This is a genomic window from Kitasatospora sp. NPDC059408 (assembly GCF_042751525.1).
Classification (GTDB): domain Bacteria; phylum Actinomycetota; class Actinomycetes; order Streptomycetales; family Streptomycetaceae; genus Kitasatospora.
On record NZ_JBHYWI010000042.1, the window covers coordinates 59,765 to 76,774 of the forward strand.

The 17,010-nt window shown below is 74.9% G+C and carries 16 protein-coding genes and 4 tRNA genes; 10 read left to right on the top strand and 10 right to left on the bottom strand.

Annotated elements, in window-relative coordinates:
* Positions 1 to 37: 37 nt before the first annotated feature.
* From ACFXDE_RS26100 to ACFXDE_RS26120, 5 genes are all read right to left on the bottom strand, one after another.
* A complete protein-coding gene (locus ACFXDE_RS26100; protein ID WP_380497174.1) occupies positions 38 to 2,845 on the bottom strand; it encodes a helix-turn-helix transcriptional regulator in 2,808 nt (935 codons plus the stop codon).
* A 672-nt stretch (positions 2,846 to 3,517) separates the two neighbouring features.
* A tRNA-Phe gene (locus ACFXDE_RS26105) sits at positions 3,518 to 3,591 on the bottom strand.
* Positions 3,592 to 3,618: 27 nt separating this feature from the next.
* Positions 3,619 to 3,692, bottom strand: a tRNA-Asp gene (locus ACFXDE_RS26110).
* 66 nt (positions 3,693 to 3,758) lie between these two features.
* Positions 3,759 to 3,831: transfer RNA gene (locus ACFXDE_RS26115), tRNA-Glu, on the bottom strand.
* Positions 3,832 to 3,969: 138 nt separating this feature from the next.
* Positions 3,970 to 4,311, bottom strand: a complete 342-nt coding sequence (locus tag ACFXDE_RS26120) for a metallopeptidase family protein (protein ID WP_380440755.1) — start codon at positions 4,309 to 4,311, stop codon at positions 3,970 to 3,972.
* A 70-nt stretch (positions 4,312 to 4,381) separates the two neighbouring features.
* Here ACFXDE_RS26120 and crcB (ACFXDE_RS26125) point away from each other — a divergent pair, with 70 nt between their 5' ends.
* The 6 genes from crcB (ACFXDE_RS26125) (at position 4,382) to ACFXDE_RS26150 (ending at position 10,285) form a co-directional block, all read left to right on the top strand.
* On the top strand, positions 4,382 to 4,882 hold the full coding sequence (gene crcB, locus ACFXDE_RS26125) for a fluoride efflux transporter CrcB (protein WP_380497175.1): 501 nt from the start codon (positions 4,382 to 4,384) through the stop codon (positions 4,880 to 4,882).
* Between the two features lie 83 nt (positions 4,883 to 4,965).
* Positions 4,966 to 5,361 (top strand): DUF190 domain-containing protein, encoded by a 396-nt coding sequence (locus ACFXDE_RS26130; protein ID WP_380497176.1) that lies wholly within the window; start codon positions 4,966 to 4,968, stop codon positions 5,359 to 5,361.
* A complete protein-coding gene (crcB, locus tag ACFXDE_RS26135) occupies positions 5,358 to 5,732 on the top strand; it encodes a fluoride efflux transporter CrcB (protein WP_380440632.1) in 375 nt (124 codons plus the stop codon). Before ACFXDE_RS26130 ends, crcB (ACFXDE_RS26135) begins: the two co-directional genes overlap by 4 nt.
* A 282-nt stretch (positions 5,733 to 6,014) precedes the next feature.
* Positions 6,015 to 6,722, top strand: coding sequence for a hypothetical protein (locus ACFXDE_RS26140; RefSeq protein ID WP_380497177.1), 708 nt, complete (start codon positions 6,015 to 6,017; stop codon positions 6,720 to 6,722).
* A 195-nt stretch (positions 6,723 to 6,917) separates the two neighbouring features.
* Positions 6,918 to 9,227: a DEAD/DEAH box helicase gene (locus ACFXDE_RS26145; RefSeq protein WP_380497178.1), complete on the top strand. Its 2,310-nt coding sequence runs from the start codon at positions 6,918 to 6,920 to the stop codon at positions 9,225 to 9,227.
* Between the two features lie 233 nt (positions 9,228 to 9,460).
* Positions 9,461 to 10,285 carry a TIGR02452 family protein gene (locus tag ACFXDE_RS26150; protein WP_380497179.1) on the top strand — a complete coding sequence of 275 codons (825 nt, stop codon included), beginning with the start codon at positions 9,461 to 9,463 and terminating at the stop codon, positions 10,283 to 10,285.
* Between the two features lie 16 nt (positions 10,286 to 10,301).
* On the opposite strand, the gene ACFXDE_RS26155 is transcribed toward ACFXDE_RS26150, so the two are convergent.
* Together ACFXDE_RS26155 and ACFXDE_RS26160 are read right to left on the bottom strand one after the other, a co-directional pair.
* A complete protein-coding gene (locus ACFXDE_RS26155; RefSeq protein ID WP_380440624.1) occupies positions 10,302 to 10,640 on the bottom strand; it encodes a hypothetical protein in 339 nt (112 codons plus the stop codon).
* Positions 10,641 to 10,766: 126 nt separating this feature from the next.
* Positions 10,767 to 11,861, bottom strand: coding sequence for a hypothetical protein (locus ACFXDE_RS26160; protein WP_380497180.1), 1,095 nt, complete (start codon positions 11,859 to 11,861; stop codon positions 10,767 to 10,769).
* 64 nt (positions 11,862 to 11,925) lie between these two features.
* Here ACFXDE_RS26160 and ACFXDE_RS26165 point away from each other — a divergent pair, with 64 nt between their 5' ends.
* Positions 11,926 to 12,318, top strand: a complete 393-nt coding sequence (locus ACFXDE_RS26165) for a hypothetical protein (protein WP_380497181.1) — start codon at positions 11,926 to 11,928, stop codon at positions 12,316 to 12,318.
* Positions 12,311 to 12,751 (top strand): RICIN domain-containing protein, encoded by a 441-nt coding sequence (locus tag ACFXDE_RS26170; RefSeq protein ID WP_380497182.1) that lies wholly within the window; start codon positions 12,311 to 12,313, stop codon positions 12,749 to 12,751. The genes ACFXDE_RS26165 and ACFXDE_RS26170 overlap by 8 nt, the downstream gene beginning before the upstream one ends.
* Positions 12,752 to 12,774: 23 nt before the next feature.
* On the opposite strand, the gene ACFXDE_RS26175 is transcribed toward ACFXDE_RS26170, so the two are convergent.
* From ACFXDE_RS26175 to ACFXDE_RS26185, 3 genes are all read right to left on the bottom strand, one after another.
* Entirely contained in the window at positions 12,775 to 13,479 is a 705-nt protein-coding gene (locus ACFXDE_RS26175) for a tyrosine-protein phosphatase (protein WP_380497183.1), read from the bottom strand.
* 99 nt (positions 13,480 to 13,578) lie between these two features.
* Positions 13,579 to 14,337: an SDR family oxidoreductase gene (locus ACFXDE_RS26180; protein ID WP_380497184.1), complete on the bottom strand. Its 759-nt coding sequence runs from the start codon at positions 14,335 to 14,337 to the stop codon at positions 13,579 to 13,581.
* A gap of 93 nt (positions 14,338 to 14,430) precedes the next feature.
* Complete coding sequence (locus tag ACFXDE_RS26185) at positions 14,431 to 15,654, bottom strand: DNA glycosylase AlkZ-like family protein (protein ID WP_380497185.1); 1,224 nt, start codon at positions 15,652 to 15,654, stop codon at positions 14,431 to 14,433.
* Between the two features lie 123 nt (positions 15,655 to 15,777).
* On the opposite strand from ACFXDE_RS26185, the gene ACFXDE_RS26190 reads away from it, so the two are divergent.
* Both ACFXDE_RS26190 and ACFXDE_RS26195 read left to right on the top strand, forming a co-directional pair.
* Complete coding sequence (locus ACFXDE_RS26190; RefSeq protein ID WP_380497186.1) at positions 15,778 to 16,599, top strand: DNA polymerase beta superfamily protein; 822 nt, start codon at positions 15,778 to 15,780, stop codon at positions 16,597 to 16,599.
* Between the two features lie 36 nt (positions 16,600 to 16,635).
* A tRNA-Lys gene (locus tag ACFXDE_RS26195) sits at positions 16,636 to 16,708 on the top strand.
* Positions 16,709 to 17,010: the final 302 nt, after the last annotated feature.

Genomic DNA, 17,010 nt, shown 5'->3' on the forward strand with positions numbered 1-17,010 from the left:
GCGTTGGCCGGCCCGGGGCGCCGGGCCGGCCAAGACCTTAGGCCGCCTCCCCGAACAGCGCGGCGCGCAGGCCGACCCGTCCGTCGATGCACAACTTCCGGTACACGTGCGTCAGATGGAACTCCACCGTGCGCCGGGTGATGTAGAGCCGGGCCGCGATGTCCTCGTTGCTCAGCCCCTCGGCGGCCAGCCGGGCGATCCGCTGCTGGCTCGGGGTCAGCGACTCCGGCCCGACCTGCGGGAGCCGCCGCGGGCGTGCGCCGGTGGCCAGCAGCTCGTTGTGCACGCGGCCCGCCAGCGCGGTGGCCCCGGCGGCCTGGGAGAGCGCGAGGGCCTGGCGCAACCGGGCCCGTCCGGCGTCCGTGTGCCCGGTGGCGGCGAGCAGGGTGCCGAGCGCCGTCACCGATCGGGCGAGCTCCAGCGGATCGGACGCGTTCTCCAGCAGCGCCACCGAGTCCTCCAGGCCCGTCCGGGCCAGCGCCCTGGGACCGACCAGCGCGGCCACCCGCAGGGCCCGGGCCAGCACCACCGGGGCACCCCAGGCCTGCGCCTGGTCCACCTCTTGGGCGGCGAACTCCTGGGCCGCCTCCGGGCGGTTCAGCCGGTGCTCGATGACCGCCGCCCGGGAGCGCCAGGCGATCCGGCCCGGATTGTCCCCCCAGAGCTCCTCCATGAGCCGTCCGCACTCCATGAGGTCCCGCAGCGCCGCCGCGGCCTGCCCCTGGGCCATGCGCACGCGCGCGCGGGCCTCCAGGAAGTACGGCCACGTCCAGCCGGCGTGGCCGGCGGCCCCGGCGACGCGTTCGACGAGCTCCGCCGCGGCCTCGACCCGGTCGGTCTCCAGCAGGACCTGCACGGCGGCCGCGACGACGTGCGGCAGGTACGGGTGCGGCTCGTCCGACAGGGCCAGGGCGTGCTCGGCCTCGTCCAGGGCCGCGGCCAGCTCACCGGTCCGGTGGCGCAGCCGTGCCCGGACCGCGGCCGTCACCGCCCGCGCGGCCGGCGGCCAGTGCGCGAGGTCGGCCGCCCGGATCTCCGAGGCCCCGCGACGGGCGGTCTCGATCCGGTCGGCGTCGAGCAGGGCGGTCACGGCCAGCACGGCGGTCTGGGCCTGGTCCTGCGCCGGGTGGAACCCGCGCAGGGCGTTCCCGGCGAGTTCTCCGGCACGGTCGGCGCCGTCCAGGGCGATCACGGACCGCATCGCGAGCGCCGCCAGCAGCCCGCGCTCGTCCGGCGTCCGGCCCGTGGGCTCCGCCCGCGGCCCGCGGGTGGTCAGAGAACCCCAGCAGGCGGGCCGTCCCCCGTCGGGAATGACGGCGCGCAGGCTCAGGATCGGCAGCAGCAGCCGATTCGTGTCGGAGAGTTCCGCCGCCGTGCGGTCGAGCAGGTCGAGAGCCGGGCGGGGCAGCCCCGACTGGACCAGGGCGCGGGCGAGCAACGGCACGAACTTCGCCCGCTGCTCGGGATCGGTGCTCAGGGTCTCGGCCTCGCCGAGGTGCCGCACGCAGTCGTTCAGGTCGCTGTGGGCCTCGGCGGTGCCCAGCTCCACCAGGAGCCGGTGCCGGACCTCCGTCGAGGCGGTCTCGGTGAGCGCGTGCCGGAGGAAGCGGACGGCCGCCGCTGTGTCGCCCCGCTCGCCCGCGGACCGTGCGGCCCGGCGCAGCACCTCCACCCGCCACGGCTCGCCGGTGCTCGCGCCGGCCACCACGTGGGCCGCGATCCGTTCCGCGGCCGCCCGGGCCCGGAACAGCGCCCGCGCGGTGTCGGCGTGCGCGATGGCCCGGTCGGTGGCCGCGAGCAGGCCGGCGAGCGACTCCGAGACCTGCGGGTGGCAGAACCGCCCGGCCGGGCCGGCGGCCAGCAGCCCGCTGCCCTCCAGGGCGGTCACCGCATGGTCGAGCAGCGGCTGTTCCAGCCCGGTGACGGTCCGCAGGACGTCGGTCCCGGTGTCGACGCCCAGTTCGGCCAGCAGACCGGCCACCCGCAGCACCACGGGCGGCTCCCGGCGGAGCAGGGCCCGCAACGCGGTCGGCAGCACCCGCTCGCCGACCGCGCCGGGGCGGACGAGCCCGGTGGTCTCCGGCAGCCCGCCCGTCCTGCCCAGCTCGCGGACCAGGGCGGCGACCAGGGCGGGGTTGCCCCCGGTCATCGCGTGGAATTCCGGGCCGAACGCCTCGGCGGCCCCGGGACCGACGCCCTCGGCGACGACCCGGGCCGCGCCCTCCACGGTCAGCAGCCCGGGCTGCACCACCCGGCACGCCGGGTGCTGCATCAGCTCGTGGACCAGCTCACCGCCGGCGTTCGGCAGCGAGCCCCGGGAAACGACGGCGAGCTGCACCGGGACGTCGTCCAGCCGGCGCGCCAGGAACGCCAGCCACTGGGACGAGTACTCGTCGGCCCAGCAGACGTCGTCCACCGCCAGGACCACCGGCCGCTCCTCGGCCAGCTGCAGGACGGGTGCGCACAGCGACGCCAGCCGGTCGAAGTCGGCGGCCGCCGAACCGGGCTCGGGCATCCGGTAGGGCATCCCTTCCAGCACCGCCTCCGCCTTCTGCGCGGCGGCCGGGCGCCGCGCGGCCGGTGCGCCGAGCACGGGAGCGAGGAGCTGGCGGACGGCGCCGAAGTGGAAGTCGCGCTCGACGATGCTGCAGCGGGCCCTCAGCACCGTCATCTCCTGGTCCCGCGCCTCCCGGCCCAGGGCGTCGAGGAGAGCGGTCTTCCCCAGCCCCGAGGGGCCGTCGACCACGGTGACGGCCGCGCGCCCGGACCGGACCTCGGAGAGCGCGTCGAGCAGTTCCCGGAACTCATTGCCCCGGTCGGCGAGAAAGGTCCTTGATTGCGCCAATGCATTCCCCCGAAATTGCATTCATGGCTGCGCCGCCGCGGCGCGATGCGATGGGGATCGCGACCTCGGCGTAGCCGTTCCACGGTGTTCCTGGGAGATCCCCGCACCGATGTCGGCCGCGCTGTGAATTCAGTGGAACCGTAGCCCGTTCCACTGACAACCGCGCGCATCCCCCCAGATGAGCGGAACTATACCGCACCAGGTCACAGGGGTGACCGGGCGTCAGGGCGGCTGCACATGACATTCAAATCCGCCGGGTCTGCATATTTATGCGACGCTCTGGAAAACTCGAATCAGGGCCGCATTATTCACCGGATGCGGACGTATAAACGGCCTTTGAAAACGGTGCTGCGCGCACGGTCCGGAGGCCACATATCCCGGCGCCGGACGAAGGGCGGGCCGTCGGCGCTCGAAGGGCCGGCCGGGCGTCCCACCGGTGTGCTCCGGGGGTTGGGGGCCCTGGCGGGTCCTCTGGCGCCTCCTGGCGCCCCCGGGCGTCCTCCGCGGCTCGAAGGGCCCGCTCGGCCCGCTCCGGGGGCCGTGGTGGCGGGTGTGGCGGACGGGCGCGTCGGAAGGCGGAGATCGTGATCCGCGTCACTCGGCCCGCCTGCTGATGGCACGCGCAAACGGCGAAGGCCCCGGAGAGTGATCTCTCCGGGGCCTTCCTGGCGGTGGCCAGGGCCGGGGTCGAACCGGCGACCTTCCGCTTTTCAGGCGGACGCTCGTACCAACTGAGCTACCTGGCCGTACTGCACCGTCTCTTGCGAGACGAGCGATCCCGACGGGACTTGAACCCGCGACCTCCACCTTGACAGGGTGGCGAGCTAACCAACTGCTCCACGGGACCTTGGGTGGCTGGTGGGCCACCAGGTCTTGCGGCACTGCACTTTACTACGGGTACTGCGGTACTGCGTGCCCCCAACGGGATTCGAACCCGTGCTACCGCCTTGAAAGGGCGGCGTCCTGGGCCACTAGACGATGAGGGCTTGCGGCCTGTCCCGCTGTGTTCCAGCGTTCGGGGACGTCGAGAAGCATATGGGATGTCGGGCGGATCGCCAAAACGGGTTCCGGCCGGGTGGAGCGGCGGCCGGTCGGGCCGGGTGCCGGCGGCCCTCCGGGAGGGGTCAGGACCAGCCGAGGTCGTGGAGCTCGTGGTCGTCGAAGCCGAAGTGGTGGGCGACCTCGTGGATCACGGTGATGCGGACCTCCTCGACGACCTCCTCGCGGGTCTCGCAGTGCCGGAGGGTGGGACCGCGGTAGATGATGATCCGGTCCGGGAGGACCCCGGCGTACCACTCGCCGCGCTCGGTGAGCGGGGTGCCCTCGTAGAGGCCGAGGAGCTCGGGGTCGGCGGGGTCCGGCTCGTCCTCGACGAACACCGCGACGTTGTCCATCATGGCCGCGAGCTGCGGGGGAATCAGGTCGAGCGCGTCGCCGACCAGCGTCTCGAACTCTTCCCGGGTCATCTCCACCGGATCATTGTCGGTTCTGGGACGGGGGCGTGCCAGGTGGTGGGAGCCGGTGTTTCATGGCCCTATGACGACCTCGGACGGGACGGTGGACGACGTGGCACGGACGGTGCCGCCGGTCGCGGCGGTGGCGCGGCCGCGCCCGCCGGTGCTGCGCGGGCAGGGGCCGGCCGTCGCGGTGATCGCGCTGGGCGGGGCGGTCGGCGCGGTGGCCAGGTACGCGGCCGGGCTGGCGTGGACGGACGGGCCGAGCGCGTTCCCGTGGACGACGCTGCTGATCAACGTGGTCGGCTGCGCGGTGATCGGGGTCTTCCTGGTGGCGATCACCGAGGGCCGCCCGGCGCACCCGCTGCTGCGGCCGTTCTTCGGGACGGGCGTGCTGGGCGGGTTCACCACGTTCTCGACGTACGCGGTGGACATCCGGCGCCTGATCGGGGCGGACCGGCTCGGCCCCGGCCTGGCGTACCTCGGGCTGACGCTCGCGGGGGCGCTCCTCGCGGTCTGGACGGCGGCCGTGGTGACGCGGCGTCTGATCCACCGCGGCGCTCGGGAAGGCGGTGGCGCATGAGTGACGTGAGCGAGCGGAGCGAGCGAACAGACCAAGAGGTGCGCGTTTCGCGAAGCGACCGCCGAGCGCAGCGAGGCGGGCGCATGGGCGGCCCCGCGCTGCGGCTGACGGTGCTGGTCGGGGAGAACGACCGCTGGCACCACCGGCCGCTGTACAGCGAGATCGTGCACCGGGCGCGCGCCGCCGGGCTGGCCGGGGCGAGCGTCTTCCGGGGGATCGAGGGGTTCGGGGCGTCGTCGCTGGTGCACACGACGCGGCTGCTGTCGCTGAGCGAGGACCTGCCGGTGGCGGTGGTGATCGTGGACGAGGAACAGCGGGTGCGGGGCTTCCTGCCGCAGCTGGACGAGTTGGTGGCCGAGGGGCTGGTGGTGCTCGACCCGTGCGAGGTCGTGCGCTACGTCGGGCGGACGGGTTCGGCGGGCGCGGCCGGTTCAGCCGGTGCGGCCGGTTCGGCCGGGGCCGGGGAGGACGGGAAGTGAACTGGCTGTTGGTGGTGGCGGGGGCCGTGGTCGGGGCGCCGATGCGGTACCTGACGGACCGGGCGGTGCAGTCCCGGCACGACTCGGTGTTCCCGTGGGGGACGTTCGTGGTGAACGTCGTCGGCTGCGCGGTGCTGGGCCTGGTGACCGGTGCGGTCGCGGCGGGGGCCGCGTCCCCGCACGTCCAGTTGCTGGTCGGGACGGGGTTCTGCGGGGCGCTGACGACGTATTCGACGTTCTCGTACGAGACGCTGCGGCTGGTGGAGACCGGGGCCGGGCGGTACGCGGTGGCGAACGTGGCCGGCAGTCTGGCGGCCGGCCTGGCCGCGGTCTACGCGGGGGCGGAGCTGGCCTCGGCGCTCTGGGGGTGACGTTCTGGCCTCGGCGCTCTGGGGGGCGCTCTGGGCTGACGCTCTCGGGAGTGACGGGCCGCCGTTCTGCGCTCCCCCGCAGGGGTGAATTCCAACCGACACGCGTTTGAACCAACGGCGTTGGGCCGGGTGGTTGGCGGCCGGTGGCTTCCTCGTGCGCCGCCCGTGTCCCGCCGGGCCCGGCGCGCGTTGGGCACCGGGAGCGGCCGCGCGCACGGGGCGGCCAGGGTGGGGCGGTAGAGAGGGAGCTCGGTGGCTTCGGTGCGGGCGGTTCGGACGGCGGTGCGTACGGTTTCGGCGCGGGCGCAGGCGGCGGAGCAGGCGCGGGGCGCGCACCTGCGGACCGGTGTGGTGCGGGCGGCGGCGTTGCTGGCGGTGGCCGGGCTGGGGTTGACGGGGTGCATGTCGGTCGGCCCGGCGGCGGAGGAGAAGCCCGGCGGCGTCACGCCGGTGGGCCAGGCCGGTCCGGCGGCCAAGCCGGGGGCGACGGGCGGCCCCTCGGCCCCGGCGGGCGGCGGGCACCTCGGGGGTGCGTCCGGGCGCTCGGAGCGGCAGGGGGGCTCGCAGACGGAGAACGCGCCCGCCGGGGGCACGTCACAGGCTCCGGGCGAGTCGGCGCCGGGCGCGAACGCGGCCACGGCGGGCGTGATCCCGGTGCCGGGCGCCCCCGCGGCGGAGGGATCGCCGGGCGCGAACGGCGCGGCCGGGGGCGTGAGCGCCAGCCCCGCACCCAAGCCGGGCGGCGGCTCGTCGGCGGGCGGCGGAACGGCGGGCGCGGGCGGCTCGGCGGGCTCCGGCGCCGGTGGCACCGGCGAGGGCCGGTCCGGCGGCGGCACTTCGGGCGCTCCCTCGGCCACGCCCAGCGCTCACCCGTCCACGACCCCCGAGCCCGAGCACTCCTCGCCCGCCGCGACCGTCCCGCCGGCCCCGGAACCGTCCTCCGGCAGCTCCGGTTCCTCGGCCCCGAGCCCCCGCCCGGCCCCGCATTAGGGGGATGGCCAGGGCATTTGCCTCCGATCCCGAGGATCCTCTATGGTGGTAGATCGTTCGTTTGATTCATTTGTCTGGCGCCCTACTCCCATCTGGCGCCCTTGGCGCGTACCGGCGATCCGTGGCTGACCGCATAGAGGCGGTTGTGAAACAGAACCCCGGACTTTGGCGCGTGCCACTTCCGGAAGGTTTTGCATGTCTCTCGTTGACGACGCCCGCTTCGCCATGCCCGCGAGCGAGTCCGCCGCCGATGTCACCACCACCCCCGAGTCCGACGCCGTCGAGGCCGTCGAGACCACCGAGACCGAGGTCGTCGAGGCCGTCGAGACCGACGCCGTCGAGTCCGCCGAGCCCACCATCACCTTCGGCGACCTGGGCCTGCACGACGACGTCGTGCGCGCCCTCGCCAAGCGCGGCGTGACCACCCCGTTCCCGATCCAGGCCGCGACCATCCCGGACGCCCTGGCCGGCAAGGACGTGCTCGGCCGCGGCCGCACCGGCTCCGGCAAGACCCTCAGCTTCGGTCTGCCGCTGCTCACCCGCCTCGCCGACGGCGAGCGCACCAAGCCCAAGCACCCGCGCGGCCTGATCCTCGTCCCGACCCGTGAGCTGGCCATGCAGGTGGCCGACGCGCTGGAGCCGTTCGGCTCGGTGCTCGGGCTCAAGCTCAAGGTCGTCTGCGGCGGCACCTCGATGTCGAACCAGATCTACGCGCTGGAGCGCGGCGTCGACATCCTGGTCGCCACCCCCGGCCGTCTGCGCGACCTGCTGAACCGCGGCAGCGCCAAGCTGGCCGACGTCCGCACCGTCGTGCTCGACGAGGCCGACCAGATGGCCGACATGGGCTTCCTGCCCGAGGTCACCGAGATCCTCGACCAGGTGCCGGCCGGCGGCCAGCGCCTGCTGTTCTCCGCCACCCTGGAGAACGAGATCGACACCCTGGTCAAGCGCTACCTGAAGAACCCGGTCACCCACGAGGTCGACCCGTCGGCCGGCGCCGTCACCACCATGACCCACCACATCCTCGTGGTGAAGCCCAAGGACAAGGCGCCGATCACCAACGCGATCGCCGCCCGCAAGGGCCGCACGATCATCTTCGTCCGCACCCAGATGGGCGCCGACCGCGTCGCCGAGCAGCTCATCGAGGCCGGCGTGAAGGCCGACGCGCTGCACGGCGGCATGACCCAGGGCGCCCGCACCCGCGTCCTCGGCGACTTCAAGGACGGCTACGTCAACGTCGTCGTCGCCACCGACGTCGCCGCCCGCGGCATCCACGTCGACGGCATCGACCTGGTCCTCAACGTGGACCCGGCCGGCGACCACAAGGACTACCTGCACCGCTCCGGCCGCACCGCGCGGGCCGGCCGCTCCGGCGCCGTCGTCACCCTGGTGCTGCCGCACCAGCGCCGCGGCGTCTTCCGCCTCATGGAGGACGCGGGCGTCGACGCCAGCCGCCACATCCTGGACCACGCGTTCGACGCCGAGGTCGCCAAGATCACCGGCGCCCGCTCGCTGACCGAGGTGCAGGCCGAGAGCGCCGCGAACATCGCCGGTGCCGCCGAGCGCGAGCTCGCCGACATGACCCGCCAGCTGGAGCGCGCGCAGCGCCGCGCCACCGAGCTGCGCGAGGAGGCCGACCGCCTCGCCGCCCGTGCGGCGCGCGAGCGGGCCGAGCTGGGCATCGAGGACGAGGCCCCGGCCGCGGAGGGCGACGCCGTCGCCGAGGGTGCCCCGGCCGCCGACGCCGCGGTCGCCGTGCCGGCGCAGTCCGGCCCGGCCGCCGAGGAGCGGACCCCGGCCTACCGCGAGGCCCGCAGCGAGCGTCCGGCCTTCGGCCGCGACCGTGACCGTGACGACCGTCGTTCGGGCGGTTTCGACCGTGACCGCGGTGGCTTCGGCGGCCGTGACCGTGACGACCGCGGCGCCCGCTCCGGTGGCTTCAACCGCGATGACCGCGGTGACCGCGGTGCCCGTTCGGGTGGCTTCAACCGTGACGACCGCGGTGACCGCGGTGCCCGTTCCGGTGGCTTCAACCGTGACGACCGCGGCGGCTTCAACCGTGACCGCGACGACCGTCGTTCGGGCGGTTTCGACCGTGACCGCGGTGGCTTCGGCGGCCGTGACCGTGACGACCGCGGAGCCCGCTCCGGTGGCTTCAACCGTGACGACCGCGGTGACCGCGGTGCCCGTTCGGGTGGCTTCAACCGTGACGACCGCGGCGGCTTCAACCGTGACCGCGACGACCGTGGCGGCCGTTCCTTCGGCGACCGCCCGGCCCGCTCCTTCGGCGACCGCCCGTCCTTCGGCCGTGACCGCGACGAGCGCGGCAGCAGCAGCCGTCCGTTCGCGCGCCGCGACGACCACCGCTCCGGCGGCCGTCCGCAGTCCTCGGGCTTCGGCGGCGGCCGTGACCGCGACGACCGCGGCGCCCGCTCCGGCGGCTTCAACCGCGAGGACCGCGGCGGCTTCAACCGCGACGACCGCAAGCCGCGCTGGAAGAACTGAACCCGTACCGCCGGTAGTTGACGAAACCGCCGGCTGACGGACGAAGGGCCCGCTCCACTTGGTGGAGCGGGCCCTTCGGCGTTCCCCCCGGAACTTCCCCGGCGTCCCCCCTGGGTCCCCGATATCCCCCGATACCCCCCTGGGACCCTCTGGACGTTTCCCCCCGAGGTGTTGTTCTTGGAGTGAGAATAACCTGTGGCGCGGGCTGAGGGAAGTCCATTAGCGTCGGGCCCATGAGCAGCAGACTGCACGGCGTGGCCGTGGTGAACGAGGAGATCGCCGCGCGGGGGAGCTACCGGGCGACCGGGGGCGAACTCGTCGAGGTGGGCGATCAGTTGGCGGCGGCCCGGGCCGGGACGGTGTCGTACGCGCCGGCCGCGCTGGACGCCCTCCTACGGGCCGGCAGCCCCGGTCCCGGGCCGGGCCGCGGGGCGGTCGAGGTGACGGCCGAGGGCAGCGTCCAGGCCGCGCGGCGCCTGGTCGAGGCCGGCGCGGGACCGGTCGGGGTGCTCAACTTCGCGTCCGCGCGCAACCCCGGCGGCGGATACCTGCGCGGCGCCCGCGCCCAGGAGGAGGACCTCTGCCGCAGCGCGCTCCTCTACACCTGCCTGCTGGAGGCGCCCGACTACTACGAGGCGCACCGCGCCTCCACCGACCTCCGGTACAGCCACCGGGTGATCGTCTCGCCCGGCGTGCCCGTCGTCCGGGGCGAGGGCGGTGCCCTCCTCGCCCGGCCCTACCCCGTCACGTTCCTGACCTCGCCCGCGCCCAACGCGGGCCAGCTGGCCCGGCGTTCGTCCGGCGTCGACGTCCGCGGCGTGCTCGCCGAGCGGGCCGTGCGGGTGCTCGCGGCGGCGGCCCGGCACGAGGTCCGCACGCTGGTGCTCGGGGCGTGGGGCTGCGGCGTGTTCGGCAACGACCCGGCGGACGTCGCCGAGGCCTTCGAGGGCGCGCTGGCCCGGTACGGGGCCGCCTTCGAGCGCGTCGTGTTCGCGGTGTGGGACCGCTCGCCGGTGTCGGCGAACCGGGCCGCGTTCGAGGCCCGGTTCACCGGCTGAGCGCTTCGGCGGCCGGTCAGGCCTCGGCGCGGCCGGACAGCGCCGTCGCCACGGCCGAGGCGGCGGCGACCACCCCGGTGACGGCGAACACGGACGGCCACGCGCCGATCCGCTTCGCCAGCGGGTGCGAGCCGCCGAAGGCCACCACGTACAGCCCGGTCAGCACGGCCGCCGTACGCGCGCCCGAACGGCGGTGCCACTGCGCGGCCGCCCCGGCACCGGCCACCGCCAGCACCGCGCCGCCCAGCTCGCGCCGCCCGGTCCAGCGGGCCACGCCGTAGCCGCCGACCAGGCCGCTCGCGGCGGTCAGGGCGGCGGGCGCGCCGTCCGCGATCACGTTCGGGACCTTCGCCATCGTCGACTCCACTCGTCCGCTCGGGGGGATGCGTTCCAGCTTCCGACCATAACCCCACGCGCTCGGGCGCCCGCTCGCGGCCCTTGGTGCCTAGTGCCGCGGCCCTTGGTGCTTACTGCCGTGGCCCTAGCGGAACGCCTGCGCGGCGGTCTGCGCGGGCACCGTCCGCGACAGCCGCTCGGCCGCCTCCGCCGGGGACAGCACGCGCTCCAGCCGCAGGTCGCCCGGGAGGTCCGGGATGAACCGGCCCGCCGACCACGTCCGCTCGTACGGCTGCGGCTCCAGCACCAGCGTCCGAACACCGTCCAGCACCGGGATGTCGGCCGGCGTCCCCTCGTTCCAGAGCCACGAGCCGTCCGGCGCCACCAGGTTGAACGCGCCGGCCGCGATCAGGCGGCGGCCGTCCGGGTGCGCCGTGCGGCACAGCGCCACGACCTCCGGGTCCTGCCGGACGCCCGGCAGGTGGCCGCCGCCGATCAGCACGTCGGCGAGGAGCGTGTGCAGCTGGAAGGTGTCGCTCAGGCCGTCCATGCGGAGCAGGTAGCCCGTGCCCGTCGGCCGGTCCAGCACCAGCAGCGGTTCGTCGTCGAGCACCTGGGCCAGGTACGAGAGGCCCTTGAGGTCGTGCCGCTCACCGCCGTACCGGGCGATCAGCTCCAGCAGCACGGCCGTCACGCCCGAGGCGCGCGCCTCCGCCCGCACCGGCGCGTGCGCCAGCACCGCCCACGCGGCGCGCTGCCACAGCTCCAGCGTCCACCAGCCGACGACGGCCAGGTGCGCCTGCCAGGCGTCCAGGACGGCCGGATCCGCGATCCGCCCGTGGGCCGCGCCCGGGTCGTCCTCCTCCGGATCGGGCAGCGGACCGCCGCCCGTCGCCTCCCACCGCTCCACGAGCCGCTGCGCGCCCGTCAACGCGCCCCGCAGACCGGCCAGCACCGGGCCCGCGCACGCCGACGGATCGGCGCCCCGCTCGACGCACGCGCCCACGAGCATCGCCAGGTGCGAACGCGGGAACGGCGGCGCGTCCGGCAGCAGCGCCGCCAGCCGGGGCCCGGCGGTCGCCACCTCCTCCGGGCCGGCCGGGCCGAAGAGCCCGCCGACCAGGCCGAGCGCGGGGCCGAACCGCTCCTCGTCCTCCGCCGCGACCACCGCCTCCAGGACGGTCACCGCCTCGGTGAAGGTGGGCTGCTGATGGGGCGTGGGGGTGTGCTGGGAGGCCATTCGCCGCAGCATAGGCGGCGGGCGGGGCGGGGAGCGGAGCGGGGGCCGTGCGGGGCCGCGTGGGGTGCGTGCGTCGGCGGAAGCAGCGGCGCGGCGAAGGCACCGTGACGCATACTCACGCGGTGACTGCGCCCCATCCGATACGAGTCCCCGGCCCCGGCCCGCCGGGGTCAAGTCCGCCGTCGCCCACCCGGGGGCCCCGATCACCCTCCCGCAGGCCGGCGCCCTCGCCGGCGGCATCGCGCTCTACCTCGTCGTCAACACCGCCGTCCGCCGCACCTTCCGCCTCACCCCGAACGCGCCCCGGCTCGTCGCGGCGGCCCTCCTGCTCGCCACCGTCCGGCTCGGCACCACCGTCTCCGCCCTCGCCCAGGTCGCGGCCACCGCCACCGTCCTCGCCGCCGCCTTCACCTACGAGGCCCGTCGGTCCCCGGTGGCAGACTTCCCCCGTGACTGACACCGCGATCACGGACGGCGCCTACCTGATCCGCAACGCCGCCGACGGCCTGCTCCTCGAAGTCGCCGCCGGCAGCCGCCGCAGTGGAGCCCGCATCCGCTGCGGCGAGGCCACCGGCACCGACGCCCAGCTCTGGCACCTCACCACCGTCCACCCCGGCGGCGCCCTCTACCACCTGGAGAACGCCAACAGCGGCAAACGCCTCGACGTCACCAACGCCTCCCCCGACGACGGCGTCCCCATCCAGCAGTGGTCCGCCAACGCCTTCGGCGCCCAGGAATGGCTCCTCGAACACCACGACGACGCCCCGGGCACCTACACCATCACGAGCTTCATCAGCGGCAAACCCCTGACGGCCACCGAGGGCGGGGTCGAGCAGCGGGAGGACACCGACTCCCCGACGCAGTGGTGGCACCTGGAACGCCGGGGGTAAGCGGTGGGGCTTCGGCGGTTCGCTCAGGCGGAGAGGTTGGTGCGGAGGGCGGTGAGGTCGGTGTCGGTGATGCCGTGGGGGGCGAGGTAGGCGGGGATGGAGCCGTGGTGGGCTTCGATCCAGGCGAGGGAGGAGGCGAGGAGGGCGGCGGAGACCGGGCGGGAGACGCGTTCGGTGCCGGTCTCGTCGACGTACGGGGTGGGGCCGTCGAGGAGGCCGAGGCCGGCGTTGGAGCGCAGGAAGTCGGCGGTGATCTCGGCCTCGGAGGCGCCGAGGAGGGACTGGACGACCGCGATGGTGAGGCCGGTGCGGTCCTTGCCGACCGCGCAGTGGACGACGGCCGGGACGGCTTCCGGGGCGGCCAGGCGGCGGACGGTCGCGGCGATCGACGGGCCGCCGGTGCGGGCCATGAAGGGGTAGAGCGCGGCCTGGTCCTCGGGCCACGGGTGCTCGTCGTCCTCGCGGTCGGCGGGGAGGGTCGGCACGTGGAGGGTGTCGTGGTCGAGGCCGTGCCGCAGGTCGGGCCAGACCTCCAGCTCGAACGCGCTGCGCAGGTCGACCACGGTGCGCAGGCCGAGGGCCTTGAGGCGCCGGGCGCCTTCCTCGGTGAGGGTGTGGAAGGAGCCGGAGCGGTAGAGCACACCGCGGCGGAGGGTGCCGATGCCCCCGGCGTCGCGGAAGTTGCGCACGCCGGGGATGTCGATGAAGGCGTCGATGGCGTCGGTCATGGCACCACGGTACGGGTGCGGGCGGTGGTGGCGGAAGGAAACCGGAGGAGGCCTTTCGGTGCCGCCGGGTGACGTCCGGTCACCTCGGGCGGACCGTTCTCAGCGTCCGCCGGCGACGTCCAGGAACGCGCCCGTCATGTACGACGAGGCGGGGGAGAGGAGGAAGAGGATCGTCTCGGCGACCTCCTCCGGCCGCCCGCCGCGCCCCATCGGCAGGGTGGGGCCGACCCGGTCGACCCGGCCGGGCTCGCCGCCCAGGGCGTGGATGCCGGTGTGGATCAGCCCGGGGCGGACGGCGTTGACGCGGATGCCCTCGGCGGCGACCTCCAGCGCGAGGCCGCGGGTCATCGAGTCGACGGCGCCCTTGGCGGCGGCGTAGTCGACGTACTCGTTCGGCGAGCCGAGCCGGGAGGCGGCCGAGGAGACGTTGACGACGGCGCCGCCGCGACCGCCGTGCCGGGTGGACATCCGGCGGACGGCCTGCGCCGCGCACAGGAACGGGCCGGTGATGTTGGCCGCCCAGATCCGGTTCAGCCGCTCCTCGTCGAGGTCTTCGAGCCGGCACTGCCGCTCCAGCGTGCCCGCGTTGTTCACCAGGCCGGTGAGCGGCCCGAGTTCGGCGTCCACGGTGGCGAACAGCCGCTCCACCTCGGCGGTGCGGGTGACGTCCGCCCGGACGGCGACGGCGGTGCCGCCTTCGGCCCGGATGGCGGCCACGACGGCGTCCGCCGAGGCCTGGTCGGCCCGGTAGTTGACGCACACGTGGTGGCCGCGGCGGGCGGCGAGCAGGGCGGTGGCGGCGCCGATGCCGCGGCCCGCGCCGGTGACGAGCAGGACCTCGGGGGGAGTGGTCGACATGTCCGTACGCTATCCGGTGGCCACTGCCCGGTGGCCGCTACCCGGTGGGCGTCACCGAGTGGCCGCTATCCGGCGGGCGTCACCGGGTGGCCGCTACCGGGTGGCCCGGTCCGTGGTGCCCGCCGCCGCCCGCAGGGCCGCGATCTTCGGCGCGCGGCTCTTCGGCGAGTCGAGGCTGAACCCGCGCGCGTCGCCGAGCTCGTCGCGGACGAACGCCTCGGTGCGGGCCACCGCCTCGCGCAGCGCGTCGTCCGGCGGCACGAAGGACTGGTGGACGATCTCCGCGCGCTCGGTGTCGTACTCCCACAGCCCGACGATCCGGCCCCGGTCGAGCACCACGTGGGTCTGCGGGTCGGCCTCGCTGCCGAACGACCGCCCGGCCCGGCCGGCGGGCAGCGGGCGTGCGGCGTCGGCGGGGTCGAGCAGCCGGGGCAGGTCGCGGTGCAGGAGGTGGATGCCGTCGATGCCCGCGAGCAGGGTGTAGCGGGGCTCGGCTGGGATCCTGAACTCGGCGTACTCGTCCTGCAGTTCGGACGGCATCAGGTATTCCGAGCCGGGTGCGAGCGGGACCAGCCCGGCCTCGGCGACGGCCCGGCGTGCGGTGGCCGCGGTGAAGCCGGAGAACCAGCGGAAGTGCCGCAGGGTGGCCGGGGCGGCCCAGGAGAAGTAGCGGCGGGCGAGGTCGACGGTGCCCCCGGCGACCGGCTGGTCCCAGCCCACGTAGCCGTAACGCTGCTGGTCCAGACGGCCGTTGACGGGCACCCGGCGGATCCGTCCGCGCGACTGCATCAGCCCGAGCGCGAGCGGCAGCGTCGTCGAGACGCCGCGCTTCTTCCCCGCCTCGCCGAGCGACCGGACGGCGTCGCCGACCTCCTCCCGGATCGACGTCGGGTCCAGCGGCTCCGCCTCCGACAACACGCGCTCGATGGCCAGGCAGAGCTTCTCCACCTCGTCCCGGCCGACCCCCAAGTGCTTCTCCGCGGAGGTCAGTTCGGCCACCGGTCCGGCGGCGCCGGCGGCCAGCCCGAGCGCGAAGTCGGCGGCCGGCAGGACGTACGTGCAGCCGCGCGCCGCCGGCAGCTCGTGCACCTCCAGCCGCGCCACGGCCGCGTCCACCGCCGCCCGGCGGAGCCCGGCCCGGGCGAACAGCCCCAGGTACGGGGCCGCGCCGCCCACCGACCGCGCCCACCCGGTGGCGGCCAGCACCTCGGCGGCGGGTGCGCCGGGGTGCGGGCGGTCCAGCCACTGGCGGTGCGACCACCAGGCGCGCAGTTTCGCGGTGTCGGCGTCGGTGCGGGTCTCCGGTCCGTGCTCCATGGGGCCAGTATCGGCCGACGGGCGGGCCCCGAGCAGGAAATCGGTCGCCCGGCGCGGCCGGGCTCGGGGAGGATGCGATCACCACCGCCACGGCCGACCGAGCTGTTCGAGAGGAGAACGCGCATGCCCGTAGTGCCCATGGCTGCCGCAGTGCCCGCAGCGCCCGTAGCGGCCATGGCCTCCGCAGTGCCCGCAGCGCCCGTAGCGCCCGGGGCCGTCCTGCTCGCCGGCATCGTCGGCTCGACCGCGTACGGCTTCGCCCACGCCGGCTCCGACATCGACCGGCTGGGCCTGTTCGCCACCCCCACCGAGGAGTTGCACGGCCTGCACCGCCCGGCCGAGTCGCACGTGACCACCCGGCCGGACGCCACCCTGCACGAGGCCGCCAAGTGGTGCCGCCTCGCGCTCTCCTGCAATCCCACCGCGTCCGAACTCGTCTGGCTGCCCGACGACCTGTACGAGACGCGCACCCCGCTCGGCGACGAACTCATCGGCATCCGCGGCTCGTTCCTCAGCGCGCCGGCCGTCCGGAACGCCTACCTCGGCTACGCGGACCAGCAGTTCCGCAAGCTGCTGACCCGCGACACCACGGACGCCGCCGCGCGGCGCCGCGCCGCCAAGCACGCCCGCCACCTGGTGCGGCTCGTCGAACAAGCCGTCCACCTGCACGAGACCGGCACCAATCTCGTCCGCCTGCCCGACCCCGAACGCATCCGCGACCTCGGCGAACGCATCGCCGACGACCCGGACGTCGCCCGCCCCGTCCTCGTCGCGGCCGCCGACCGCCTCGACCGCCCCGGCGTCCTCCCCGCCGCCCCCGACCAGCGCCCCGCCGAGGCCTGGCTCCGCCGGGTCCGCGCCGCCCACTACACCCCGCCCCCGGCACCCCCGGCCCCCGGCGAGTCCCTCCAATCCACTGGCGGACCCCTGGGGCCCACCGGGTAGGATCGCGGTGGCCCTCCCCACACGGGGCAGGGTCGCGGGCCACTAGCTCAATTGGCAGAGCTGCGGACTTTTAATCCGTAGGTTCAGGGTTCGAGCCCCTGGTGGCCCACCGTGCGAAGAGGCGGTCCGACCTCCTCCGACCTGCGGTCCGGCACTGCGGCTGCTCGATGCGGCTGCGGTGCCGTCGCGTTTTCGGGGCCGTGGAGGGGTGGCGCCGGAGGCAATAGGTCGGTCATGCCTTCGTCTCAGCTCTGTCGCGAGGGGTTCGCCGGGCGGTCGAAGGTTGGTAGAACTGGAACAGGCATGTCTGGTCGGACGGACGGGGGAGCGGTATGAAGTTCGACATGGGGAACCAGGCGCTGCAGACGCTGATGTCGGGGTCGAAGACCTCGAACCAGGATCTGGGTGCGC